The organism is Streptomyces sp. SAT1, assembly GCF_001654495.1.
In the GTDB taxonomy this organism is placed as follows: Bacteria; Actinomycetota; Actinomycetes; order Streptomycetales; family Streptomycetaceae; genus Streptomyces; species Streptomyces andamanensis.
On sequence record NZ_CP015849.1, the window covers coordinates 6,745,633 to 6,762,017 of the forward strand.

Genomic DNA, 16,385 nt, shown 5'->3' on the forward strand with positions numbered 1-16,385 from the left:
CCGGGCCACCGGTCCGTCCGGGGCACCCGGGCCGCCGGTCCGTCGGGAGGTTCCGTCCGTCGGGAAGTTCCGGCCCGTTCAGCCGTGGGACGTGAACATCTCCAGCAGCGCGTCGGGGGCGTCCTCGCCGAACAGCAGGGTGGCGCCGCGGGCCGACTCGGCCGCCGCCGACTCGCTGCGCGGGAACAGCCGCTCCTCGTACGCCCGCAGCGCCGCCTCGGTGTCGTCCGGCCTCGCGGCGAGAAAACCGGCCAGTTCGGCGCCGTCGAGCATGGCCAGATTCGCGCCCTCGCCCGCGAACGGCGACATCAGGTGCGCGGCGTCGCCCAGCAGCGTCACGCCGGGCACCCGGTCCCAGCGGTGGCCGACCGGCAGGGCGTGGATCCGCCGCGGGACCAGCGCGCCGTCGGCGTCCGCGACCAGGGACCGCAGGCTCTTGTCCCAGTCGGGGAAGCGGTCGAGCACCCGCTCCTTGGCGGTGTCGGTGTCGGTGAAGTCGATGCCGTCCAGCCAGTCCTCCGGCGCCACGACGGCCGCGTAGACATGCAGGTCGCCGTGTGTCTCGCGGTGCGCGAGGAAGCCCCGGCCCGCGTCGAGCGCGAAGAAGAACCCGCCGCCCACCACCTCGGCGGCCACCGGATGGCGCACGTCAGCGGCCCGCAGGTCCGCCTCGACGAACGAGACGCCCGTGTAGGCGGGCCGCGCGGCGGAGACCAGCGGGCGGATCCGCGACCAGGCGCCGTCGGCGCCGACCAGCAGGTCCGTGGTGAACACGGTGCCGTCGGCGAGCGCCACCTCGTGCCGGCCGCCGCCCAGCCCGCGCGCCCCGGTGACCTTCGCGCCCCAGCGCACGGTCGCCTCGGGCAGCGAGCCGAGCAGCAGGTCGCGCAGGTCGCCCCGGTCGATCTCGGGCCGGCCGCCGGTGCCGTCGTCGGGCTCGTCCATCCGGACCGTCCCGTGCCGGTCGAGCACCCGCGTGGCCTGGCCGCCCTGTAGCACCAGTTCACTGAACCGCTCGTGCAGCCCGGCCGCGCGCAGCGCCGCCTGCCCCGAGTCCTCGTGGATGTCGAGCATGCCGCCCTGGGTGCGTGCGGCGGGGGAGGCGTCCAGGTCGAAGACGGCCGCCTCGATCCCGTGCACATGCAGGACGCGGGCGAGCGTGAGGCCGCCGAGCCCGGCGCCGATCACGGCGACGGGGTGGTGCGGGACAGCGGTGTGGGACATGGGTGTCTCCGGACGAGAGTGAGGGGTGAGGGTGTGGATGGGGGTGCGGATGGGGTGGGGCGAAGGCGTGAGGATCAGTCGGAGCCCGGGACCGGGGTGTGCGCGATGCCGCTGATGACGGCTCGGATGCCCCAGGCCAGGCGCTCCTCGGGCGCGCCGGACAGCAGCGGGCCCGCGAGCGCCGCGATGTGCGGATGGGTGGTGTCGCGGGCGCCGTGCAGGGCGCGGGTCAGCGCGTCCCAGTCGGCGTCGGCGTCGGCGTCGGCGTCGGAGCCTGAGCCGGTGTCGGCATCGGTGTCGGTGTCCCGCTGTCCGGTGGCGGTCGCGCCGCGCGCGGAGTGCTCGGCGGCCGTCGCCGTGGCGTGCTGGAGCAGCAGGTCCACGCCCCACGCCGCCCGCTCGGGCGGGACCCCGCCCTCGTCGAGCAGGGCGAGCAGCGTCTCGATGAGGTTCAGGTAGTGCGGGCCGCTGGGCCGGGCGGTGAGCGCGGAGCGGGCGAGGCTCGGATGGGCGTGCAGCATCCGGACGTACGCCGTGAGCACCGCTTCCAGTCGCGCGCGCCAGTCGCCCTCCTCGGGCGCCGGCGCCGCGCCGACCGTGCCCAGCAGCTCGTCCAGGACGGCCGCGTGCAGCTCGGCGGTGTTGCGCACGTACACGTACAGCGAGGCAGGGCCGGTGTCGAGCTCCTGGGCCAGGCGCCGCATGGTCACCTTCGCCAGTCCCTCGGCACGCAGCACGGCGACCGCGGCGGCGACGATGCCCTCCCGGGTCAGGGCGGGCTTGGCGGGCCGGTCGCGGCGGCTGCGGGGGGTCTCGGGGCGTGCGGTCATGCCCTCACCGTAACGAACATGTTCGCTCCGAACAAGTTCGTGACGAACATGTTCGTCACGCGGGAGGCGTACGGCAGGACGCGTACGGCGCGACGCGTACGGCGCATCGTCTCTCGTGTCCTCGTGTCCTCGTGTCCTCGTGTCCTCGCGGCCTCGCGCCCCGTGCCCTCGTGCGGAGAATCGTTTCGGCGTCGATCGCGCCGCCCGCGACGCGCCTCCCGTCGGCCACCGGGCCGCCGCGCACCCGGCCGGGATGCTTCCCCCGCGCGCTCAACTCCCTTGCGCTTCTGCCAAGATGCGGTACGTCATGGTGCAGATACCCAAGGCCGCCGCGCCCTCGTCGACGACACCCCCACTGCCGCACTCGGTCCCCACGAGTGCCGATGTGGCCCGTCTCGCGGGTGTCTCGCGCGCGACCGTCTCCTACGTCCTGAACAACACCAGCGCCGTGCGGATCAGCGAACCCACCCGTCGCCGGGTCCGCGCCGCCGCCGAGGAACTGGGCTATGTGCCCCACGCCGCAGCGCGCAGCCTGCGCGCCGGGCACAGCCGCATCGTCCTGATGCCCACGCCCGCCGTCCCGATGGGCCCGCTGTACCACGGGTTCATCGACGAACTCCAGGGGGCGCTGGGCCGCCTCGACTACACCGTCGTGCAGCACGGCAGCGTCGGTCTGCGCGGCGAGGAGGCCGCCCGTGCCTGGGCCGAACTGCGCCCGGTCGCCGTCCTGTTGCCCGGGACCGGCATCGGCTCCGAGGGGGTCGCGGTGCTGCGGCGCTCCGGGGCGCGGGCCGTCGTCACCATCGGACCCGAGGCCGTCGAGGGGGCGCACGCCGTGCTCCTGGACCACCACAGCGTCGGCCGCCGCGCCGGAGCCCATCTGTACGCACGCGGCCGGCGCCGGATCGGCGTGGTCGTCCCCGAGGAACGCGGGCTCGGGGTGTTCTCCCGGCCCCGCCTGGAAGGCGTACGCCGCGCCCTGAGCGGGACCGACGGGACCGTGACCGAGCTTCCCCTCGGCTACGACGAGGAGTCGGCGGCCCGGCTCGCCGCCCGCTGGCGCGCGCTCGGCCTGGACGCGGTCTTCGCCTACAACGACGAGTACGCCATGCTCCTGATGCGCGCCCTCCAGGACGCGGGCCTGCGCGTGCCCGAGGAGACGGCCGTGGTGGGCGCCGACGACCTGATGCTCGGCAGGCTGCTGCGGCCCCGGCTGAGCACGGTGCACATCGAGCTGCCCGCGGGCCGCGACCTCGCCGAGCTGGTCGACAGCGCCGTACGCGACCCCGGCGGCGCGCCCGAGCGGCGCACGGTGCGGGGCGCCACCGTGGTGCACCGCGAATCCAGCTGACCGGGCCCGGACACGGCGGCGGGGCCCGTCCCACCAGGGAGGGCCCCGCGGCGCCGGGCGGCGGCCGGACCGGCCGGCGGCTGCCCGCGGTGTCCGCTACTCGCCCGGCTGCTCCGCCTGCGCCTGCTGCTCGGCGACCGCCTTGCGCACCTCGTCCATGTCCAGCTTGCGGGCCTGGCCGATCACATCGGTCAGGGCCGCCTCCGGCAGCGCGCCGGGCTGCGCGAACACGGCCACCTGGTCACGGACGATCATCAGTGTCGGGATCGACTGGATGCCGAAGGCCGCCGCCAGCTCCGGCTGCGCCTCCGTGTCCACCTTGCCGAACACCAGGTCCGGGTTGTCCGCCGCCGCCTTCTCGTAGACCGGGGCGAAGGAACGGCACGGCCCGCACCAGGACGCCCAGAAGTCGATGAGAACGAACTCGTTCTCCGTGACCGTCTGGTCGAAATTCTCCTTGGTCAGCTCCACGGTGCTGCTCATGGCGTGATCCCTCTTCCTGATGTCGGGTTGAGCCGTCCGCACAACACGGCCGACCCTACGGGCTATTCCGCGCGCGTACCCAAGCGGCCGACCGGGCAACCCACCTGGTCAAGGGCGCGGCAACCCACCTGGTCACCGGCGCGCCCCGCCGTCACACGGCCCGTGGGTCCCTGTGGCCACCGGACACGCCACCCACCAGACTGACCCCATGACCGAAACGGAAACCCTCGCGTACGACGTCGTGGTGCTCGGAGCCGGACCGGTCGGCGAGAACGTCGCCGACCGCACCCGCGCGGCGGGCCTGTCCACCGCGATCGTGGAGAGCGAACTGGTCGGCGGCGAGTGCTCCTACTGGGCGTGCATGCCGAGCAAGGCCCTGCTGCGCCCGGTCATCGCCCGCGCCGACGCCCGCCGCCTGCCCGGACTGAGCCAGGCCGTGCAGGGGCCGCTGGACACCGCGGCGGTCCTCGCCCGCCGGGACGAGTACACCTCGCACTGGCACGACGACGGCCAGGTCGCCTGGGTCGAGGGCATCGGAGCGGACCTGTACCGCGGCCACGGCCGCCTCGCCGGTCCCCGTACCGTCACGGTCACCGGCCCGGACGGCGAGTGGCGGACCCTGACCGCCCGGCACGCCGTGGCCGTCTGCACCGGCACCCGGGCGAGCCTGCCCGAGCTGCCCGGTCTCGACGGCGTCGGGCCGTGGACCAGCCGCGAGGCCACCAGCGCCGAGGAGGTGCCCCGGCGGCTGATCGTGGTCGGCGGCGGTGTGGTCGCCACCGAGATGGCCACCGTCTACCAGGCCCTCGGCTCCCAGGTCACGCTGCTGGTGCGCGGCAAGGGCCTGCTGCCGCGCATGGAGCCCTTCGCCGGGGAGCTCGTCGCCGAGGCGCTCACTGCGGCCGGCGCCGAGCTGCGCACCGGCACCTCGGTGGAGTCGGTGGCCCGCGAGAACGGCTCCGTCGTGGCCGTCACCGGGACCGGCGAGCGTGTCGAGGCCGACGAGATCCTCTTCGCCACCGGCCGCGCCCCGCGCACCGGCGACATCGGCCTGGAGACGGTCGGCCTGGAACCCGGCTCGTGGCTCTCCGTCGACGACACTCTGCGGGTGGAGGGCACCGACTGGCTGTACGCGTGCGGCGACGTCAACCACCGCGCCCTCCTCACCCACCAGGGCAAGTACCAGGCCCGGATCGCGGGCGACGTCATCGGCGCCCGCGCCGCGGGCACCGCCCCCGCCGCACCCCAGCCGTGGGGACCCTACGCCGCCACCGCCGATCACCACGCCGTGCCGCAGGTCGTCTTCACCGACCCCGAGGCCGCCGCCGTCGGACTCTCCCTGGCGGAGGCCGAGCAGGCCGGACACCGGGTCCGCGCCGTCGATGTCGACCTCTCCTCGGTCGCGGGCGCCGGACTGTACGGGGAGGGCTACCGGGGCCGCGCCCGCATGGTGGTCGACCTCGACGAGAACATCCTGCGCGGCGTCACCTTCGTCGGCCCCGGCGTCGGCGAACTGCTGCACTCCGCGACGGTCGCCGTCGCCGGACGGATCCCCGTCGACCTGCTCTGGCACGCGGTCCCCTCATACCCGACGATCAGCGAGGTGTGGCTGCGCCTGCTGGAGGCGTACCGGGGCTGAGTCCGGGGCGGGCGGTCCCGTGCCTCCGGGCCGGTGAGGGCCGGGACCGGCGGGCCCGGCGCCGCGCCCGGCGGGGCGGGAAGGGACGGGAGCGGGGCGACGGGCCGAGCTGTGCCGGTCGCTCGGGCGGTCCTGCGTGCGGGTGGCGCGGCCCCACGAGGCTGGGCGGCCTGGGGCCGGTGCGACCGGTGCGGTGGTGGGCGGCGCGTCGGCCGGGCCTGTGCGCGCGGTACGCGGTCGGGGAGCCGGCGCGTGAGGTCGGCGGGTCCGGTGGCTGTCCCGCCCCGCGGTACGAGGAACCCCGCCCGGCCACCCGGCAGTCCCCTGGGTGGGCTCAGGAGGTCCGGCCCCGCGAGCCCGCGGCGCCCCCCCCGCTAACCCAGCGGGAAGCCCAGCGCCTCCGCCGCCCGTTCGGGTGTCGGCTGGGACCAGCGGGCCACCGCCACCTCGTTCGAGGACAGCGAGCGGATCTCGGCGCGGTCGAGGTAGAGGGTGCCGTCGAGATGGTCGGTCTCGTGCTGCGCGATACGGGCCGGCCAGCCGGTCAGCACCTCGTCCACCGGGCGCCCCCGCTCGTCCTCGGCCCGCAGCCGCACCCGGGCGTGCCGGGCCACCACCGCCTGCCACCCCGGCACGCTCAGACAGCCCTCGAAGAACGCGGCCCGGTCCGGACCGACCGGCTCGTAGACGGGGTTGACCAGGACCCTGAACGGAAGCGGCACCCGGCCGCGCGCCAGCCGCACCTCCTCCGGCACCGGCGCCGGGTCCTCCACGACGGCGATCCGCAGGGCCACGCCCACCTGCGGCGCGGCCAGCCCCACCCCCGGCGCCGCGTGCATGGTGAGGCGCAGCGCCTGGACGAACCGGTCGAGCAACGCGGGCTCCAACTGGCCGTCGAACGGCTCGGCGGCGCCGCGCAGCACCGGGTCACCGGCCGTGACGATGGGCAACGGGCCGTCCACGGCGAGGAGTTCCGCGACCTGTTCGGCAAGGGGCGTACGCGCACTGTCGAAAGCCATTCCGTCAGCATGCCACGGAGTGAAGTAGCGTGGTCCGGCACGCCGACGCCGGAGGGAGACCGACATGGCCGAGCAGGACCGGCGGATCCGGCGCAGACAGGGGGAGCTGGAGGGCCAGGTGCTCGCCGCGCTCCGCGAGGCCGATGGACCGGTGACCGCCGCCTGGGTGCAGGAACGGCTCGGCGGCGACCTCGCCTACACCACCGTCGTCACCATCCTGACCCGGCTGCTCGCCAAGGACGTGGTCGCCCGCGAGCGCCGGGGCCGCTCCTTCGTATGGACGCCGACCGCCGACGTGGCCCGGCTCGCCGCCCTGAGGATGCGCCGTCTGCTGGACGGCGAGCGCGACCGCGAGGCGGTCCTCGCCAGCTTCGTCACCGCGCTGCCGCCCGGCGACGAGCAGGTGCTGCGCGCCCTGCTGGACTCGGTGGACGAGAGCTGCGCGCCCGGGGGCCGGAACACGGACGAGGACCGCACGGAGCACTGACCGCACATGGGAGTCTTCGTCTTCCTGCCGCTGGTGCTGCCGCTGACCGCCTGGCCGGTCGCGCGCCTGGCCGAACTGCATCTGCACCCGCGCACCGCCACCCGGCTGCTGACGGCGGTGGCCGTCGTCATGGCGGTGTGCAGCACGCTGTGCCTGCTGCTGCTCATGGTCGTCGGCACCGCCCAGCTGCCCGGCAACCCGCTGCCGGACGGCTGGTCCGACCCCGAGGTCAGAGCCGCCGTACCGCACGACGGGATCGCGGGCCGCGCCGCCATCCCCGCCCTGGCGGCGGTGACGGCGGCCTGCGCCCGCACCCTGTGGCGCCACCGGCGGGTGACCCGGCGCGCCCGGCGGGCCCTGGCCGGGGTGCGCGGCGGCACGGTCGCGGTGCTCCCGGACGACGCGGCGCCCTACGCGTACGCGCTGCCGGGCGCCCCCGGGCGGATCGTCGTCACCACCGCCCTGCTGGACGGCCTGGCACCGGCCGAGCGGCGCGCGCTGTTCGCCCACGAACGCGCCCATCTGGCCGCCCGGCACCACCGGCATCTGCTCGCCGTGCACCTGGCGGCGCGCGCCAATCCGTTCCTGCGCCCGCTGCGCTCCGCCGTCGCCTACACCGCCGAGCGGTGGGCCGACGAGGAGGCGGCCCGCGCGGTCGGCGACCGGCGCACGGTGGCACGGGCCATCGGCCGGGCGGCGCTGCTGTCGGGCCGGTCGGCCGCCGCGCCCGCGCCCACCCTCGCGGCGCTCGCCGCCACCGGACCGGTGCCCCGCCGGGTGGCCGCCCTGCTGGCACCCGCGCCCCCGGTCCGCGACTGGCCCTCGCTCTTCACGGCGGCCGGCGCGGCGGCCTGGGGCGCCGCCGCCGGTGCGGCGGTGTCCGCCATGTCCTCGGCGAACTCCGCCGTCACCCTCTTCCTGGTCCTCCAGACGGCCACGCCCCTGTAGCGGGTCGCCATGGCCGCGCCGCTGTAGCGGGCCGCCACCACCACGCCCTGTAGCGGGCCGCCCGCGCCTCACGCGTCCGCGAACTCGCCCGCCAGGGCCGAGGCGATCCGCAGCTGGCCGGCGGCCTCCTCGTGCCGCCCCTGGCGCTGGAGGGTGCGGCCCAGCAGCAGCCGGGCGTACTGCTCCACGGGGTCCCGCTCCACCAGGATCCGCAGCTGCGCCTCGGCCCGGCCGAGCTGGGCCGAGTGGTAGTAGGCCCGCGCCAGCAGCAGCCGCGGACCCGTCTGCTCCGGCACCTCCTCCACCAGCGTGCCCAGCACCCGCGCCGCACCGGCGTAGTCGCGCGCGTCGAAGAACCGGCCCGCCCGCTCCCAGCGCTCGGCCGCCGTCCCGTGGTCGTAGTACGTGGTCTCCACTTGTGACCTCCTTCGGGCGGTGCAACCGATGCCTTTGGTTGAAAATTCCACCACTTCTCGGAGTTGCGGAAGCCCGCCCGCCGACTTCCCGCAATGCCCCGCCCGGCCGGACCCCGTACGCGCCGCGCCCGGAGCCGCTGTACACAGTCAGTGCTGCAATCCGTGATTCCTGTCGCAGGTCCTGGTTCGTAGGTGCTTAGGCCGAGAGGAAGCAGGTGCAGCGGTGGCCGAGGTCACTGTCCGGACGCGTGCGGACGCGCGTGACCGGGCCACATGGACGGAACTCTTCTACGACCTGGTGCTCGCCTTCGGGTGGGCCAGGTGGCGCACGTGCTGGCGCTGCACCCGGGCTGGCCGCGGCTGGGCGGCTGCCTGCTGGTCCTGGTGCCGCTGTGGTGGGCGTGGGTGGACGTCGTGATGGCGATGAACGCCGTGCACGAGACGAACACGCAGCGGGTGTTCCTGCTGCTGGCCGGGCTCGCCACGTACGGGATGAGCATGTCGGCGCAGCACGCGCTGGAGAGCCGGCCGGAGGCGCTGCTGTACGCGGGCAGCTATCTCGCCCTGCGGCTGCTCATCGGGGAGGCCATCCGTCGGGAGTGCGCCGTCTACACCATCCACCCCTACCGGGCCGGACTCGCCTTCGCGCTGGGGCTGTTCGGGGTGACGGCGCTGCCGGACGGGATGCGCACCGCGGGGTGGGCGATCGCCGTGGTCGCCGAGATCCTCGCGCCGCTCGTGCTCAGCGGCCATCTGCGGCAGCTCGCCTTCGGCGTCAACCATCTGCCGGAACGATTCGGCATGTTCATCATCATCGCGCTCGGCGAGAACGTCGTCTCCGTCGGCGCCTGGGCCGGCGGGGGCCACCTGGGCGCGACGGAACTCACCGCCGTCGCCCTCGCCTTCCTCACCGGATGCGGTCTGTGGTGGCTCTACTTCCACCTCGCCGCGTCCGCCGTGGCCCACGCCCTGCGCGCCCACCCCCGGCCCTCCGTGGTCGTACGGGACGTGCTCAGCTACGGCCATCTCGCCCTGGTGTACGGCCTGTTGCTGGTGGCCGTGGGCGCCGAACGGATCGTCGCCGAACCCGACGCCACCCCGCACCGGCTCGCCGCCGGGCTGCTGCCGGCCGGGGCCGCCCTGTTCACGCTCACCTTCTGCTACACCCGCCGCCGGATGTTCGGGGCCGCCTCCGTGACCCGCTTCGGCGGCGGGCTCGCCCTGCTCGGTGTCGCCGCCGCCGCGCCCCGGCTGCCGGGCCTGGTCACGCTCGGCGCCGTGACCTTCGTGCTGGTCGCCGTCAACGGGCTGGAGCACTACCTCCTGACCGGCGGCCGGCACGTCCCGCTGATCTTCGTCAAGCGCTGAGCCGCGGGGCGGCCGCAAGGGCCCTGACCCGGTCAAATGGCCAGGTGTTTCCGGCGACTTGACGCAGTGTGCCGACCCCCCGCCGCGGCCCGGCGGCCACCGCGCGGCCGCCCCTAGCGTTCTGGGGTGCCCAGCCGCGGGGCCTGGTGCGTGCGGCAGCCCCGGTATCCGTCTCCGAAGGAGTGGTCCGATGACGATCCCAACGCCCCAGACCGTCGACGACGGTTCCTTGTTCATCGACGGCAAGTTCCAGCCCGCAGACTCCGGAGAGACCGTCCAGGACATCAACCCGGCGACGGAGCAGCCGCTATGCGAGGTGGCCTGGGCCGGGACGAGTGACCTCGACCGCGCCGTGCAGGCGGCACGGCGCGCCTTCGACCTGGGCCCCTGGCCCGGGATGCCGGCCAAGGAGCGCGGCCGGCTGCTGCTGCGGATAGCCGACGGCATCGAGGGCGCGGGGGAGGAGCTGGCCCGGCTGGAGACCCTCGACGTCGGCAAGCCCATCACCTTCACCCGCGGCTTCGACGTACGGGCCGCCGCCGAGATCTTCCGCTACTACGCCGGCATGGTCGAGCAGCTGGAGGGCGCCGCCCGCCCGGCCGGCGCCCGCTCGCTCCAGTACACCCGGCGTGAGCCGGTCGGCGTGGTCGGCGCCATCACGCCCTTCAACTTCCCGCTGAACCTCGCGGTCAACAAGATCGCCCCGGCGCTCGCCGCGGGCAACACCATCGTCCACAAGCCCGCCGAGCAGACCCCGCTGACCGCCCTGGTGCTCGCCCGGGTGATGGCCGAGGCCGGGCTGCCCGAGGGCGTGCACAACGTGGTCACCGGCGACGGCGCCACGGTCGGCGCCGCGCTCGTCGAGCACCCCGGCATCGACAAGATCTCCTTCACCGGCTCCACGGCCACCGGCAAGCGCCTGATCGCGGCGGCGGCCGGGACGCTGAAGAAGGTCACCGTCGAACTCGGCGGCAAGGGCGCCAACATCGTCTTCGGTGACGCGGACATCGAGGCCGCCGTGCAGGCCGCGTTCCAGGCCGGGTTCTTCAACACCGGCCAGTTCTGCATGAGCGGCTCGCGGCTGCTGGTGCACCGCTCCGTGCACGACCAGGTGGTGGAGGCGCTGACCGGCGTCCTGGGCGCCGTCCCGGTGGGCGACCCGCTGGACGAGAACACGGTGCTCGGCCCGCTGGCGCACCGGCAGCAGCTGGACAAGGTCGTCGAGTACGTCGGCATCGGCCGCGCGGAGGGCGCCACCGTCGCCTACGGCGGCGAGCGCGGCCACGACGGCCCCGGCTACTTCCACCAGCCCACGCTGTTCACCGGCGCGAACCCGCAGATGCGCATCGCGCAGGAGGAGATCTTCGGCCCGGTCGTCACGGTGCTGCCGTTCGACACCGACGAGGAGGCCGTCGAGATCGCCAACGGCACACCGTACGGCCTCGCCGCGGGACTGCACACCAGTGACGTGCGGCGCGCCCACACCGTGGCCGCCCGGCTGCAGGCGGGGATCGTCTGGGTCAACACCTGGGCGGCGTTCGAGAACTCCACGTCCTTCGGCGGCTACAAGTCCTCCGGCTACGGCCGCGAGCTGGGCCCCGAGGGCATCGAGGAGTACCTGCAGTACAAGACCGTGTACGTCAATGTCGATTGAGGTAGAAATGTCCGACCAAACCCGCCCCGGCGCCCTCTCCGCCGGGCTCGTGCTGGGCGCGTTCCTGGCGCCCAGCGCGCTCGGAATGTCCGCGACGCCCATCGCACTGCCCGCACTCGGCGACAGCCTCTCGGTGGCCTCTGGGGCGACGGCCTGGGTGCTGGCGGGCTACACGCTGACCCTCTCCGTCGCCTCCGCCCTCGCCGGCCGCCTCGCCGACATCCGCGGTCTGCGCATGCCCATCGTCACCGGCATGGTGCTGCTGCTGGCCGGTACCGTCCTCGTCGTCGCCGTCCCCTGGTTCCCGGCCGTCATCGCGGGCCGCATGCTCCAGGGCATCGGCGGCGGTGTCGCCGCCGTGCTCTCCTTCGGCGTCGCCAACCGCCTGTTCACCGAGCCCCGCGAACGCGGGCGCACCATCGGCACGATGGGTGCCGTCGTCGGCATCGTCTCCGGCGGCGGCGCGCTGCTCGGCGGTGCCCTGACCGACCTGATCGGCTGGCAGGCCGCGCTCGCCCTGCCCGGACTCTCCGCGCTCGCCGCGATCCGGGTGCTGCGCATCGCCCCGGCCACCCAGCCCCGCGCCGAACGCCTGGACGCACGCGGCGCGGTGCTCTGCCTCGCCCTCGCCGCGGCCCTCGCGGTGCTCCTCCAGGCCCGCACCACCCATCTGAAGGAGAGCCTCGTCCTGGTGCTCGCGGTGCTCGCCGTCGCCCTGGCCGCGGCCACCGTCTGGCACGTGCGCCGGGTGCCCGAGGGCTTCCTGCCGCGCCTGGTGGTGAGCAACAGCCGCTTCGTGCTCGCCGCGGTGGCCGGTTTCACCCTCTTCGCCGGCTACCTCATCATCCAGTTCGCCGCGCCCCGGCTGATCCTCATGGACCACGATCTGAGCGTCACCCAGATCGGACTGATCCTGCTGCCGACCGGCGTGGTCAGCGCCATCCTGTCGCGGACGGCCGGCGGACTCGCCCACAAGGTGGGCCCGCTGCGCCTGGTCACCGCCCTCACCGTGCTCAGCGCGGCCGGGCTGCTGCTCGCCGCGCTCGCCGGTCGCCAGCCGGTCGCCCTGGTCATCGCGGTGGCCGCCTGCGTCTCCGGGTTCAGCGCCGGCCAGGTCGCGCTGATGGCCGCGGTGCCGCACCTGGTCGACAGCTCCGTGCACGGGGTGGCCGCCGGTGTGTTCCAGCTCGTGTTCATCACCGGCGGTTCGCTCGGCTCCGCCGCGGTCGGCGGCATGGTCGGCGCGATGAGCCTGTCCACCGCGATCGGTGTGCTCGCCGTGGTGCCGCTGGTCGGCATGGTCGCCGCCGTGGCCTCGGCCCTGATGGTGAAGCGGCAGACGCCGGCACCGGCCCCCGCGGCGGGCCCCGCCGCCCGCCCGGCCGTCGGAGCGGAGAACGCCGCACGCGCCACCGGCTGACCCGCCCCCCACCCCGCTGCCGTTCCCGGAGTCCGCTCCAGGGGCGGCAGCACCTTTTGCCCCACCGGTCCGTACCACCCGACCAGTTCGTCCCTCAAGGAGTGGAAATGGCTCGACTGACCCGCCGCGGCTTCCTCGGCACCGCCACCGGTGTCGGCGGCGCCGCCGTGCTCGGCACCCCGGCCGCGCAGGCGGCGCCCCAGGCCCCCGCCGAGGCGGCCGGCGCAGGCGCAGCCACCGTCGACACGGTGACCGTGACCCCGTCGGACCCGCGCTACCTGGACCTCACCCAGCGCGGCTACAACGCCCGGTTCGCCGCCCGGCCCGACGCGATACGGCTCGTGCACTCCACCCGCCAGGTCGTCGACGCCGTCCAGGACGCGGTCACGGCCGGCGCCCGGATCGCGGTGCGCAGCGGCGGCCACTGCCTCGACGGCCTCGTCGACGACCCGGGCGTACGCGTCCTGATCGACCTGTCCGAGATGAACGCCATCGGCTACGACGCCTCCCGCCGGGCCTTCTCCGTGCAGGGCGGCGCCACCCTCGGCCAGGTCTACCGCACCCTCTACCTGGAGTGGGGCGTGACCATACCGGCCGGCGACTGCCCCACCGTCGGGGTCGGCGGCCATGTCACCGGCGGCGGCTACGGCCCGCTCAACCGCAAGTACGGCGCGGTCGTCGACCACCTCTACGCCGTCGAGGTGGTCCACGTCGACGCCGCCGGCACCGCCCGCTGCGTGGTCGCCACCCGCGAGCCCGACGACCCCCACCGCGAGCTGTGGTGGGCGCACACCGGCGGTGGCGGCGGCCAGTTCGGGATCGTGACCACCTTCTGGTTCCGCTCCCCGGACGCCACCGGCACCGACCCGGCGGGCCTGCTGCCCAAGCCGCCGCACAGCCTGCTGAAGACCTCCACCAGCTGGAAGTGGACGGACCTGACCGAGGCGGACTTCACGCGCCTGGTGCACAACCACAACGCCTGGCACGCCGCCCACAACGAGCCGGGCACCGACTACGACACCCTCAACAGCGCCCTGCTGCTCTACAACCACGTCCAGGGCGCCGTCTCCCTCACCGCGCAGATCGACGGCTCACTGCCGGACTCGCGGCAACTGCTCGACAGTTACATCGACACCGTCGCCGCCGGGGTGAGCGCGCCGCACACCACCACCGCGCACAGCACGCCCTGGCTGAAGGAGTCCCTGAAGGACCACTACGACACCGGGCTCTACAACCGCGGCAAGTTCAAGGGCGCCTATCTGCGCCGGGGCTGGTCCGACGCGCAGCTCGCCGTCCTGTACCGCAATCTGAGCGACCCGTCCTACACCGGGCACGGCGGAGCGATCCTCTTCTCCTACGGCGCCCAGGTCACCAAGGTCGCGCCCGACGCCACCGCCCTCGCCCAGCGCGACTCGATACTCAAAGCCAACTTCCTCACCTACTGGACCGACCCCGCCGAGGACGACCGGCATGTGGCCTGGCTGCGCGCCCTCTACCGCGACTTCTACGCCGCCACCGGAGGCGTGCCGCTGCCGGACGGCGACGCCGACGGGTCGTACATCAACTACCCCGACCCCGACCTGACCGACCCGGCGTGGAACACCTCCGGGGTGCCCTGGCAGACCCTGTACTGGAAGGGCAACCTGCCGCGGCTGCGGGCCGTGAAGAAGAAGTGGGACCCGCGCGACGTCTTCCACCACGCGCTGTCCGTCACCGCCGCCCACTGACGCACCGCGGCCCCGCAGCTCCCGAGGGAGGTGCGGGGCCGCGGCGTGTGCGCGGGTCAGCCGAGCGCGGGGAAGGCGACGCCGGTCAGCGACTCGCTCAGCTCCCGCAGCCGGGCGCGGGCCGCCGGGTCGTAGGCCTGGGCGCCAGCCCGTGCGACGGCGGCCCGGTTGAAGTACTCGCCGGTGACCTCGGCGAGCGCCGGGTCGGTCACCAGGCGGGCGGTGTTGCGGGTGCCCTCCTCCAGGGTGCTCTGCGGGGTGAACAGGTTCACCACGATCTTCGTCGGCATGTACGAGGCCGGGTGCAGGGCGTTGACGGTGACCCCGGTGCCGGCGAGCTGCTCCGCCAGGTCCTTGGTGAGGCTGATCTGGGCGAGCTTGGCCTGGCAGTACGCCTGCCCGCCGTCCCAGCCGCGCTCCAGCATCACGTCGTCGAAGTCGAGGGGGGCCTGCCCCGCGGAGGTGACGTTGACGATGCGGGCGGGCGCGGAGCGCACCAGCAGCGGGGCCAGCCGGCAGCTGAGGATGTAGCCCGCCAGATAGTCCACCTGGAAGGTGAGTTCGTGCCCGTCCCGGCTCTCCTGGCGGGCCGGCTCGACCCCGATGCCCGCGTTGTTGACGAGGACGTCGAGCCGGTCGTGCCCGGCCAGGATCCGGTCGGCGAGCGCGCGGGTCTCGGCCAGCGAGGAGAAGTCGGCCAGCTCGTAGCTGAACCGGTCGGCGCCGGTCTTCGCCCGCAGCTCCTCCAGCAGCTCCTGGCCCTTGCGGGGGCTGCGGCCGTGCAGGATCAGCGTGGCGCCCTGCTCGGCGAGTTCATGGGCGAGGGCGCGGCCGAGTCCGTCGGTGGCGCCGGTGATGAGGACGGTCTGTTCGCTGACAGGGCTCATGGTCTTCGGTTTCCTCAGGTGCGTAGGAACATGGCTGTGGGCACGGCCGGTCGGGATCGACCGGCCGTGCCCGGTGCGGGCGTACGGCGTCACGCGCTCACGCGTAGGACCGCAGTTCTTCGGGGGTCTGGTCGGTGTAGCCCTGGCTCACCTCGATGACGACGCCGTCGGGGTCGGCCACCCAGACCGTCTTCCAGCCGGGGATGAACTCGTCGAAGGCCAGTGGCCCGAGGAGCACCTCCAGCTCCCCGTCGGCCGCCGCCATGAACGCGTCCACGTCGTCGACCTGGAAGGCGAGATGGCGGGCGGCGCCGGGGTTGTCCGGACCGTCCTTGGCGGTGGGGAAGGCCGGTTCGGACGTGGTGGGGAAGAGTTCGAGGTAGACCGGGCCGCTCTTGAGGAAGACGACCCGGGCCCCGTCCGCCTCGACGACCCGGGCCCGCTCGAACCCGAACCAGCGGCGGTAGAACGCCTCCGTGGCCCGCTGGTCACGGCAGTTGAGGCCGACGTGCGACCAGCGGGCGCCCACGGTTGCGGACATGGGCCTCACGCCCCACCGGTGACAGGGGCGAAGGGCACCGTGTCGTGCACGTTCGTCATGTAGACGATCTCCCCGCCGGCGATCCGGAAGTAGTTGCACACGTCCGCCTCGACCGACTCGCCCTTCGGGGTGCGGGCGGAGATGTGCGAGACGACGGCGGCCTGGTCGCCGTCGACGACGACGTGCACGGGGACGTTGGAGAAGGACGCGTACATCTGCCCGAACCCCTTCATCATGTCCCGCAGCGTCTCGCGGCCCTCCACATGGCCGGCGAGCTGCTCGTCCATCGTCTGGTCGACGGAGAACAGATCGCACCAGGGGTCCCAGTCACCGGAGTTGGCGAGCCGGTAGTAGGTGTCGACGATCTCTCGGGTGTTCATCACGGCCTCCA

General features: G+C 74.2%; 16 protein-coding genes. 8 read left to right on the forward strand and 8 right to left on the reverse strand.

The window, feature by feature from the left end:
• Positions 1-78 precede the first annotated feature (78 nt).
• On the reverse strand, positions 79-1,224 hold the full coding sequence (locus tag A8713_RS28740) for an FAD-dependent oxidoreductase (protein WP_064536602.1): 1,146 nt from the start codon (positions 1,222-1,224) through the stop codon (positions 79-81).
• 74 nt (positions 1,225-1,298) lie between these two features.
• Complete coding sequence (locus tag A8713_RS28745; RefSeq protein WP_064536604.1) at positions 1,299-2,054, reverse strand: TetR/AcrR family transcriptional regulator; 756 nt, start codon at positions 2,052-2,054, stop codon at positions 1,299-1,301.
• A gap of 307 nt (positions 2,055-2,361) precedes the next feature.
• Here A8713_RS28745 and A8713_RS28750 point away from each other — a divergent pair, with 307 nt between their 5' ends.
• The gene (locus A8713_RS28750; RefSeq protein WP_079159169.1) at positions 2,362-3,405 is read left to right on the forward strand and encodes a LacI family DNA-binding transcriptional regulator; all 1,044 of its coding nucleotides are present in this window, start codon (positions 2,362-2,364) and stop codon (positions 3,403-3,405) included.
• 96 nt (positions 3,406-3,501) lie between these two features.
• Here the strand turns inward: A8713_RS28750 and trxA are convergent, their stop codons facing one another.
• On the reverse strand, positions 3,502-3,888 hold the full coding sequence (trxA, locus tag A8713_RS28755; RefSeq protein ID WP_064536608.1) for a thioredoxin: 387 nt from the start codon (positions 3,886-3,888) through the stop codon (positions 3,502-3,504).
• A 208-nt stretch (positions 3,889-4,096) separates the two neighbouring features.
• Between trxA and A8713_RS28760 the strand changes: the two genes are divergently transcribed.
• Positions 4,097-5,527 (forward strand): dihydrolipoyl dehydrogenase family protein, encoded by a 1,431-nt coding sequence (locus tag A8713_RS28760; protein WP_064536610.1) that lies wholly within the window; start codon positions 4,097-4,099, stop codon positions 5,525-5,527.
• Between the two features lie 374 nt (positions 5,528-5,901).
• On the opposite strand, the gene A8713_RS28765 is transcribed toward A8713_RS28760, so the two are convergent.
• Positions 5,902-6,546: a peptide deformylase gene (locus A8713_RS28765; RefSeq protein ID WP_064536612.1), complete on the reverse strand. Its 645-nt coding sequence runs from the start codon at positions 6,544-6,546 to the stop codon at positions 5,902-5,904.
• A gap of 64 nt (positions 6,547-6,610) precedes the next feature.
• Between A8713_RS28765 and A8713_RS28770 the strand changes: the two genes are divergently transcribed.
• Positions 6,611-7,033 (forward strand): BlaI/MecI/CopY family transcriptional regulator, encoded by a 423-nt coding sequence (locus tag A8713_RS28770; RefSeq protein ID WP_064536615.1) that lies wholly within the window; start codon positions 6,611-6,613, stop codon positions 7,031-7,033.
• A 6-nt stretch (positions 7,034-7,039) separates the two neighbouring features.
• Positions 7,040-7,981 carry a M56 family metallopeptidase gene (locus tag A8713_RS28775; protein ID WP_064536617.1) on the forward strand — a complete coding sequence of 314 codons (942 nt, stop codon included), beginning with the start codon at positions 7,040-7,042 and terminating at the stop codon, positions 7,979-7,981.
• 68 nt (positions 7,982-8,049) lie between these two features.
• On the opposite strand, the gene A8713_RS28780 is transcribed toward A8713_RS28775, so the two are convergent.
• The gene (locus tag A8713_RS28780; protein WP_064536619.1) at positions 8,050-8,397 is read right to left on the reverse strand and encodes a tetratricopeptide repeat protein; all 348 of its coding nucleotides are present in this window, start codon (positions 8,395-8,397) and stop codon (positions 8,050-8,052) included.
• A gap of 321 nt (positions 8,398-8,718) precedes the next feature.
• Between A8713_RS28780 and A8713_RS28785 the strand changes: the two genes are divergently transcribed.
• From A8713_RS28785 to A8713_RS28800, 4 genes are all read left to right on the forward strand, one after another.
• On the forward strand, positions 8,719-9,765 hold the full coding sequence (locus A8713_RS28785) for a low temperature requirement protein A (protein ID WP_237305479.1): 1,047 nt from the start codon (positions 8,719-8,721) through the stop codon (positions 9,763-9,765).
• A 190-nt stretch (positions 9,766-9,955) separates the two neighbouring features.
• Entirely contained in the window at positions 9,956-11,419 is a 1,464-nt protein-coding gene (locus tag A8713_RS28790; RefSeq protein WP_064536621.1) for an aldehyde dehydrogenase family protein, read from the forward strand.
• A 7-nt stretch (positions 11,420-11,426) separates the two neighbouring features.
• Entirely contained in the window at positions 11,427-12,839 is a 1,413-nt protein-coding gene (locus tag A8713_RS28795) for an MFS transporter (protein ID WP_064536623.1), read from the forward strand.
• Positions 12,840-12,946: 107 nt separating this feature from the next.
• Positions 12,947-14,566 carry an FAD-binding oxidoreductase gene (locus A8713_RS28800; RefSeq protein ID WP_079159171.1) on the forward strand — a complete coding sequence of 540 codons (1,620 nt, stop codon included), beginning with the start codon at positions 12,947-12,949 and terminating at the stop codon, positions 14,564-14,566.
• Between the two features lie 56 nt (positions 14,567-14,622).
• Here A8713_RS28800 and A8713_RS28805 read toward each other — a convergent pair whose 3' ends face one another.
• The 3 genes from A8713_RS28805 to A8713_RS28815 form a co-directional block, all read right to left on the reverse strand.
• Positions 14,623-15,453, reverse strand: a complete 831-nt coding sequence (locus A8713_RS28805) for an SDR family NAD(P)-dependent oxidoreductase (protein WP_064536625.1) — start codon at positions 15,451-15,453, stop codon at positions 14,623-14,625.
• 97 nt (positions 15,454-15,550) lie between these two features.
• The gene (locus A8713_RS28810) at positions 15,551-15,994 is read right to left on the reverse strand and encodes a VOC family protein (protein WP_064536627.1); all 444 of its coding nucleotides are present in this window, start codon (positions 15,992-15,994) and stop codon (positions 15,551-15,553) included.
• A 5-nt stretch (positions 15,995-15,999) separates the two neighbouring features.
• Positions 16,000-16,374 (reverse strand): nuclear transport factor 2 family protein, encoded by a 375-nt coding sequence (locus A8713_RS28815; protein WP_064536629.1) that lies wholly within the window; start codon positions 16,372-16,374, stop codon positions 16,000-16,002.
• Positions 16,375-16,385: the final 11 nt, after the last annotated feature.

Excerpts from the sequence above, each read along its gene's own strand:
- A8713_RS28740 (WP_064536602.1), bottom strand. The coding sequence starts at position 1,224 with ATGTCCCACACCGCTGTCCCGCACCACCCCGTCGCCGTGATCGGCGCC.
- A8713_RS28745 (WP_064536604.1), bottom strand. The coding sequence starts at position 2,054 with ATGACCGCACGCCCCGAGACCCCCCGCAGCCGCCGCGACCGGCCCGCC.
- A8713_RS28750 (WP_079159169.1), top strand. The coding sequence starts at position 2,362 with ATGGTGCAGATACCCAAGGCCGCCGCGCCCTCGTCGACGACACCCCCA.
- trxA (WP_064536608.1), bottom strand. The coding sequence starts at position 3,888 with ATGAGCAGCACCGTGGAGCTGACCAAGGAGAATTTCGACCAGACGGTC.
- A8713_RS28760 (WP_064536610.1), top strand. The coding sequence starts at position 4,097 with ATGACCGAAACGGAAACCCTCGCGTACGACGTCGTGGTGCTCGGAGCC.
- A8713_RS28765 (WP_064536612.1), bottom strand. The coding sequence starts at position 6,546 with ATGGCTTTCGACAGTGCGCGTACGCCCCTTGCCGAACAGGTCGCGGAA.
- A8713_RS28770 (WP_064536615.1), top strand. The coding sequence starts at position 6,611 with ATGGCCGAGCAGGACCGGCGGATCCGGCGCAGACAGGGGGAGCTGGAG.
- A8713_RS28775 (WP_064536617.1), top strand. The coding sequence starts at position 7,040 with ATGGGAGTCTTCGTCTTCCTGCCGCTGGTGCTGCCGCTGACCGCCTGG.
- A8713_RS28790 (WP_064536621.1), top strand. The coding sequence starts at position 9,956 with ATGACGATCCCAACGCCCCAGACCGTCGACGACGGTTCCTTGTTCATC.
- A8713_RS28795 (WP_064536623.1), top strand. The coding sequence starts at position 11,427 with ATGTCCGACCAAACCCGCCCCGGCGCCCTCTCCGCCGGGCTCGTGCTG.
- A8713_RS28800 (WP_079159171.1), top strand. The coding sequence starts at position 12,947 with ATGGCTCGACTGACCCGCCGCGGCTTCCTCGGCACCGCCACCGGTGTC.
- A8713_RS28805 (WP_064536625.1), bottom strand. The coding sequence starts at position 15,453 with ATGAGCCCTGTCAGCGAACAGACCGTCCTCATCACCGGCGCCACCGAC.
- A8713_RS28810 (WP_064536627.1), bottom strand. The coding sequence starts at position 15,994 with ATGTCCGCAACCGTGGGCGCCCGCTGGTCGCACGTCGGCCTCAACTGC.
- A8713_RS28815 (WP_064536629.1), bottom strand. The coding sequence starts at position 16,374 with ATGAACACCCGAGAGATCGTCGACACCTACTACCGGCTCGCCAACTCC.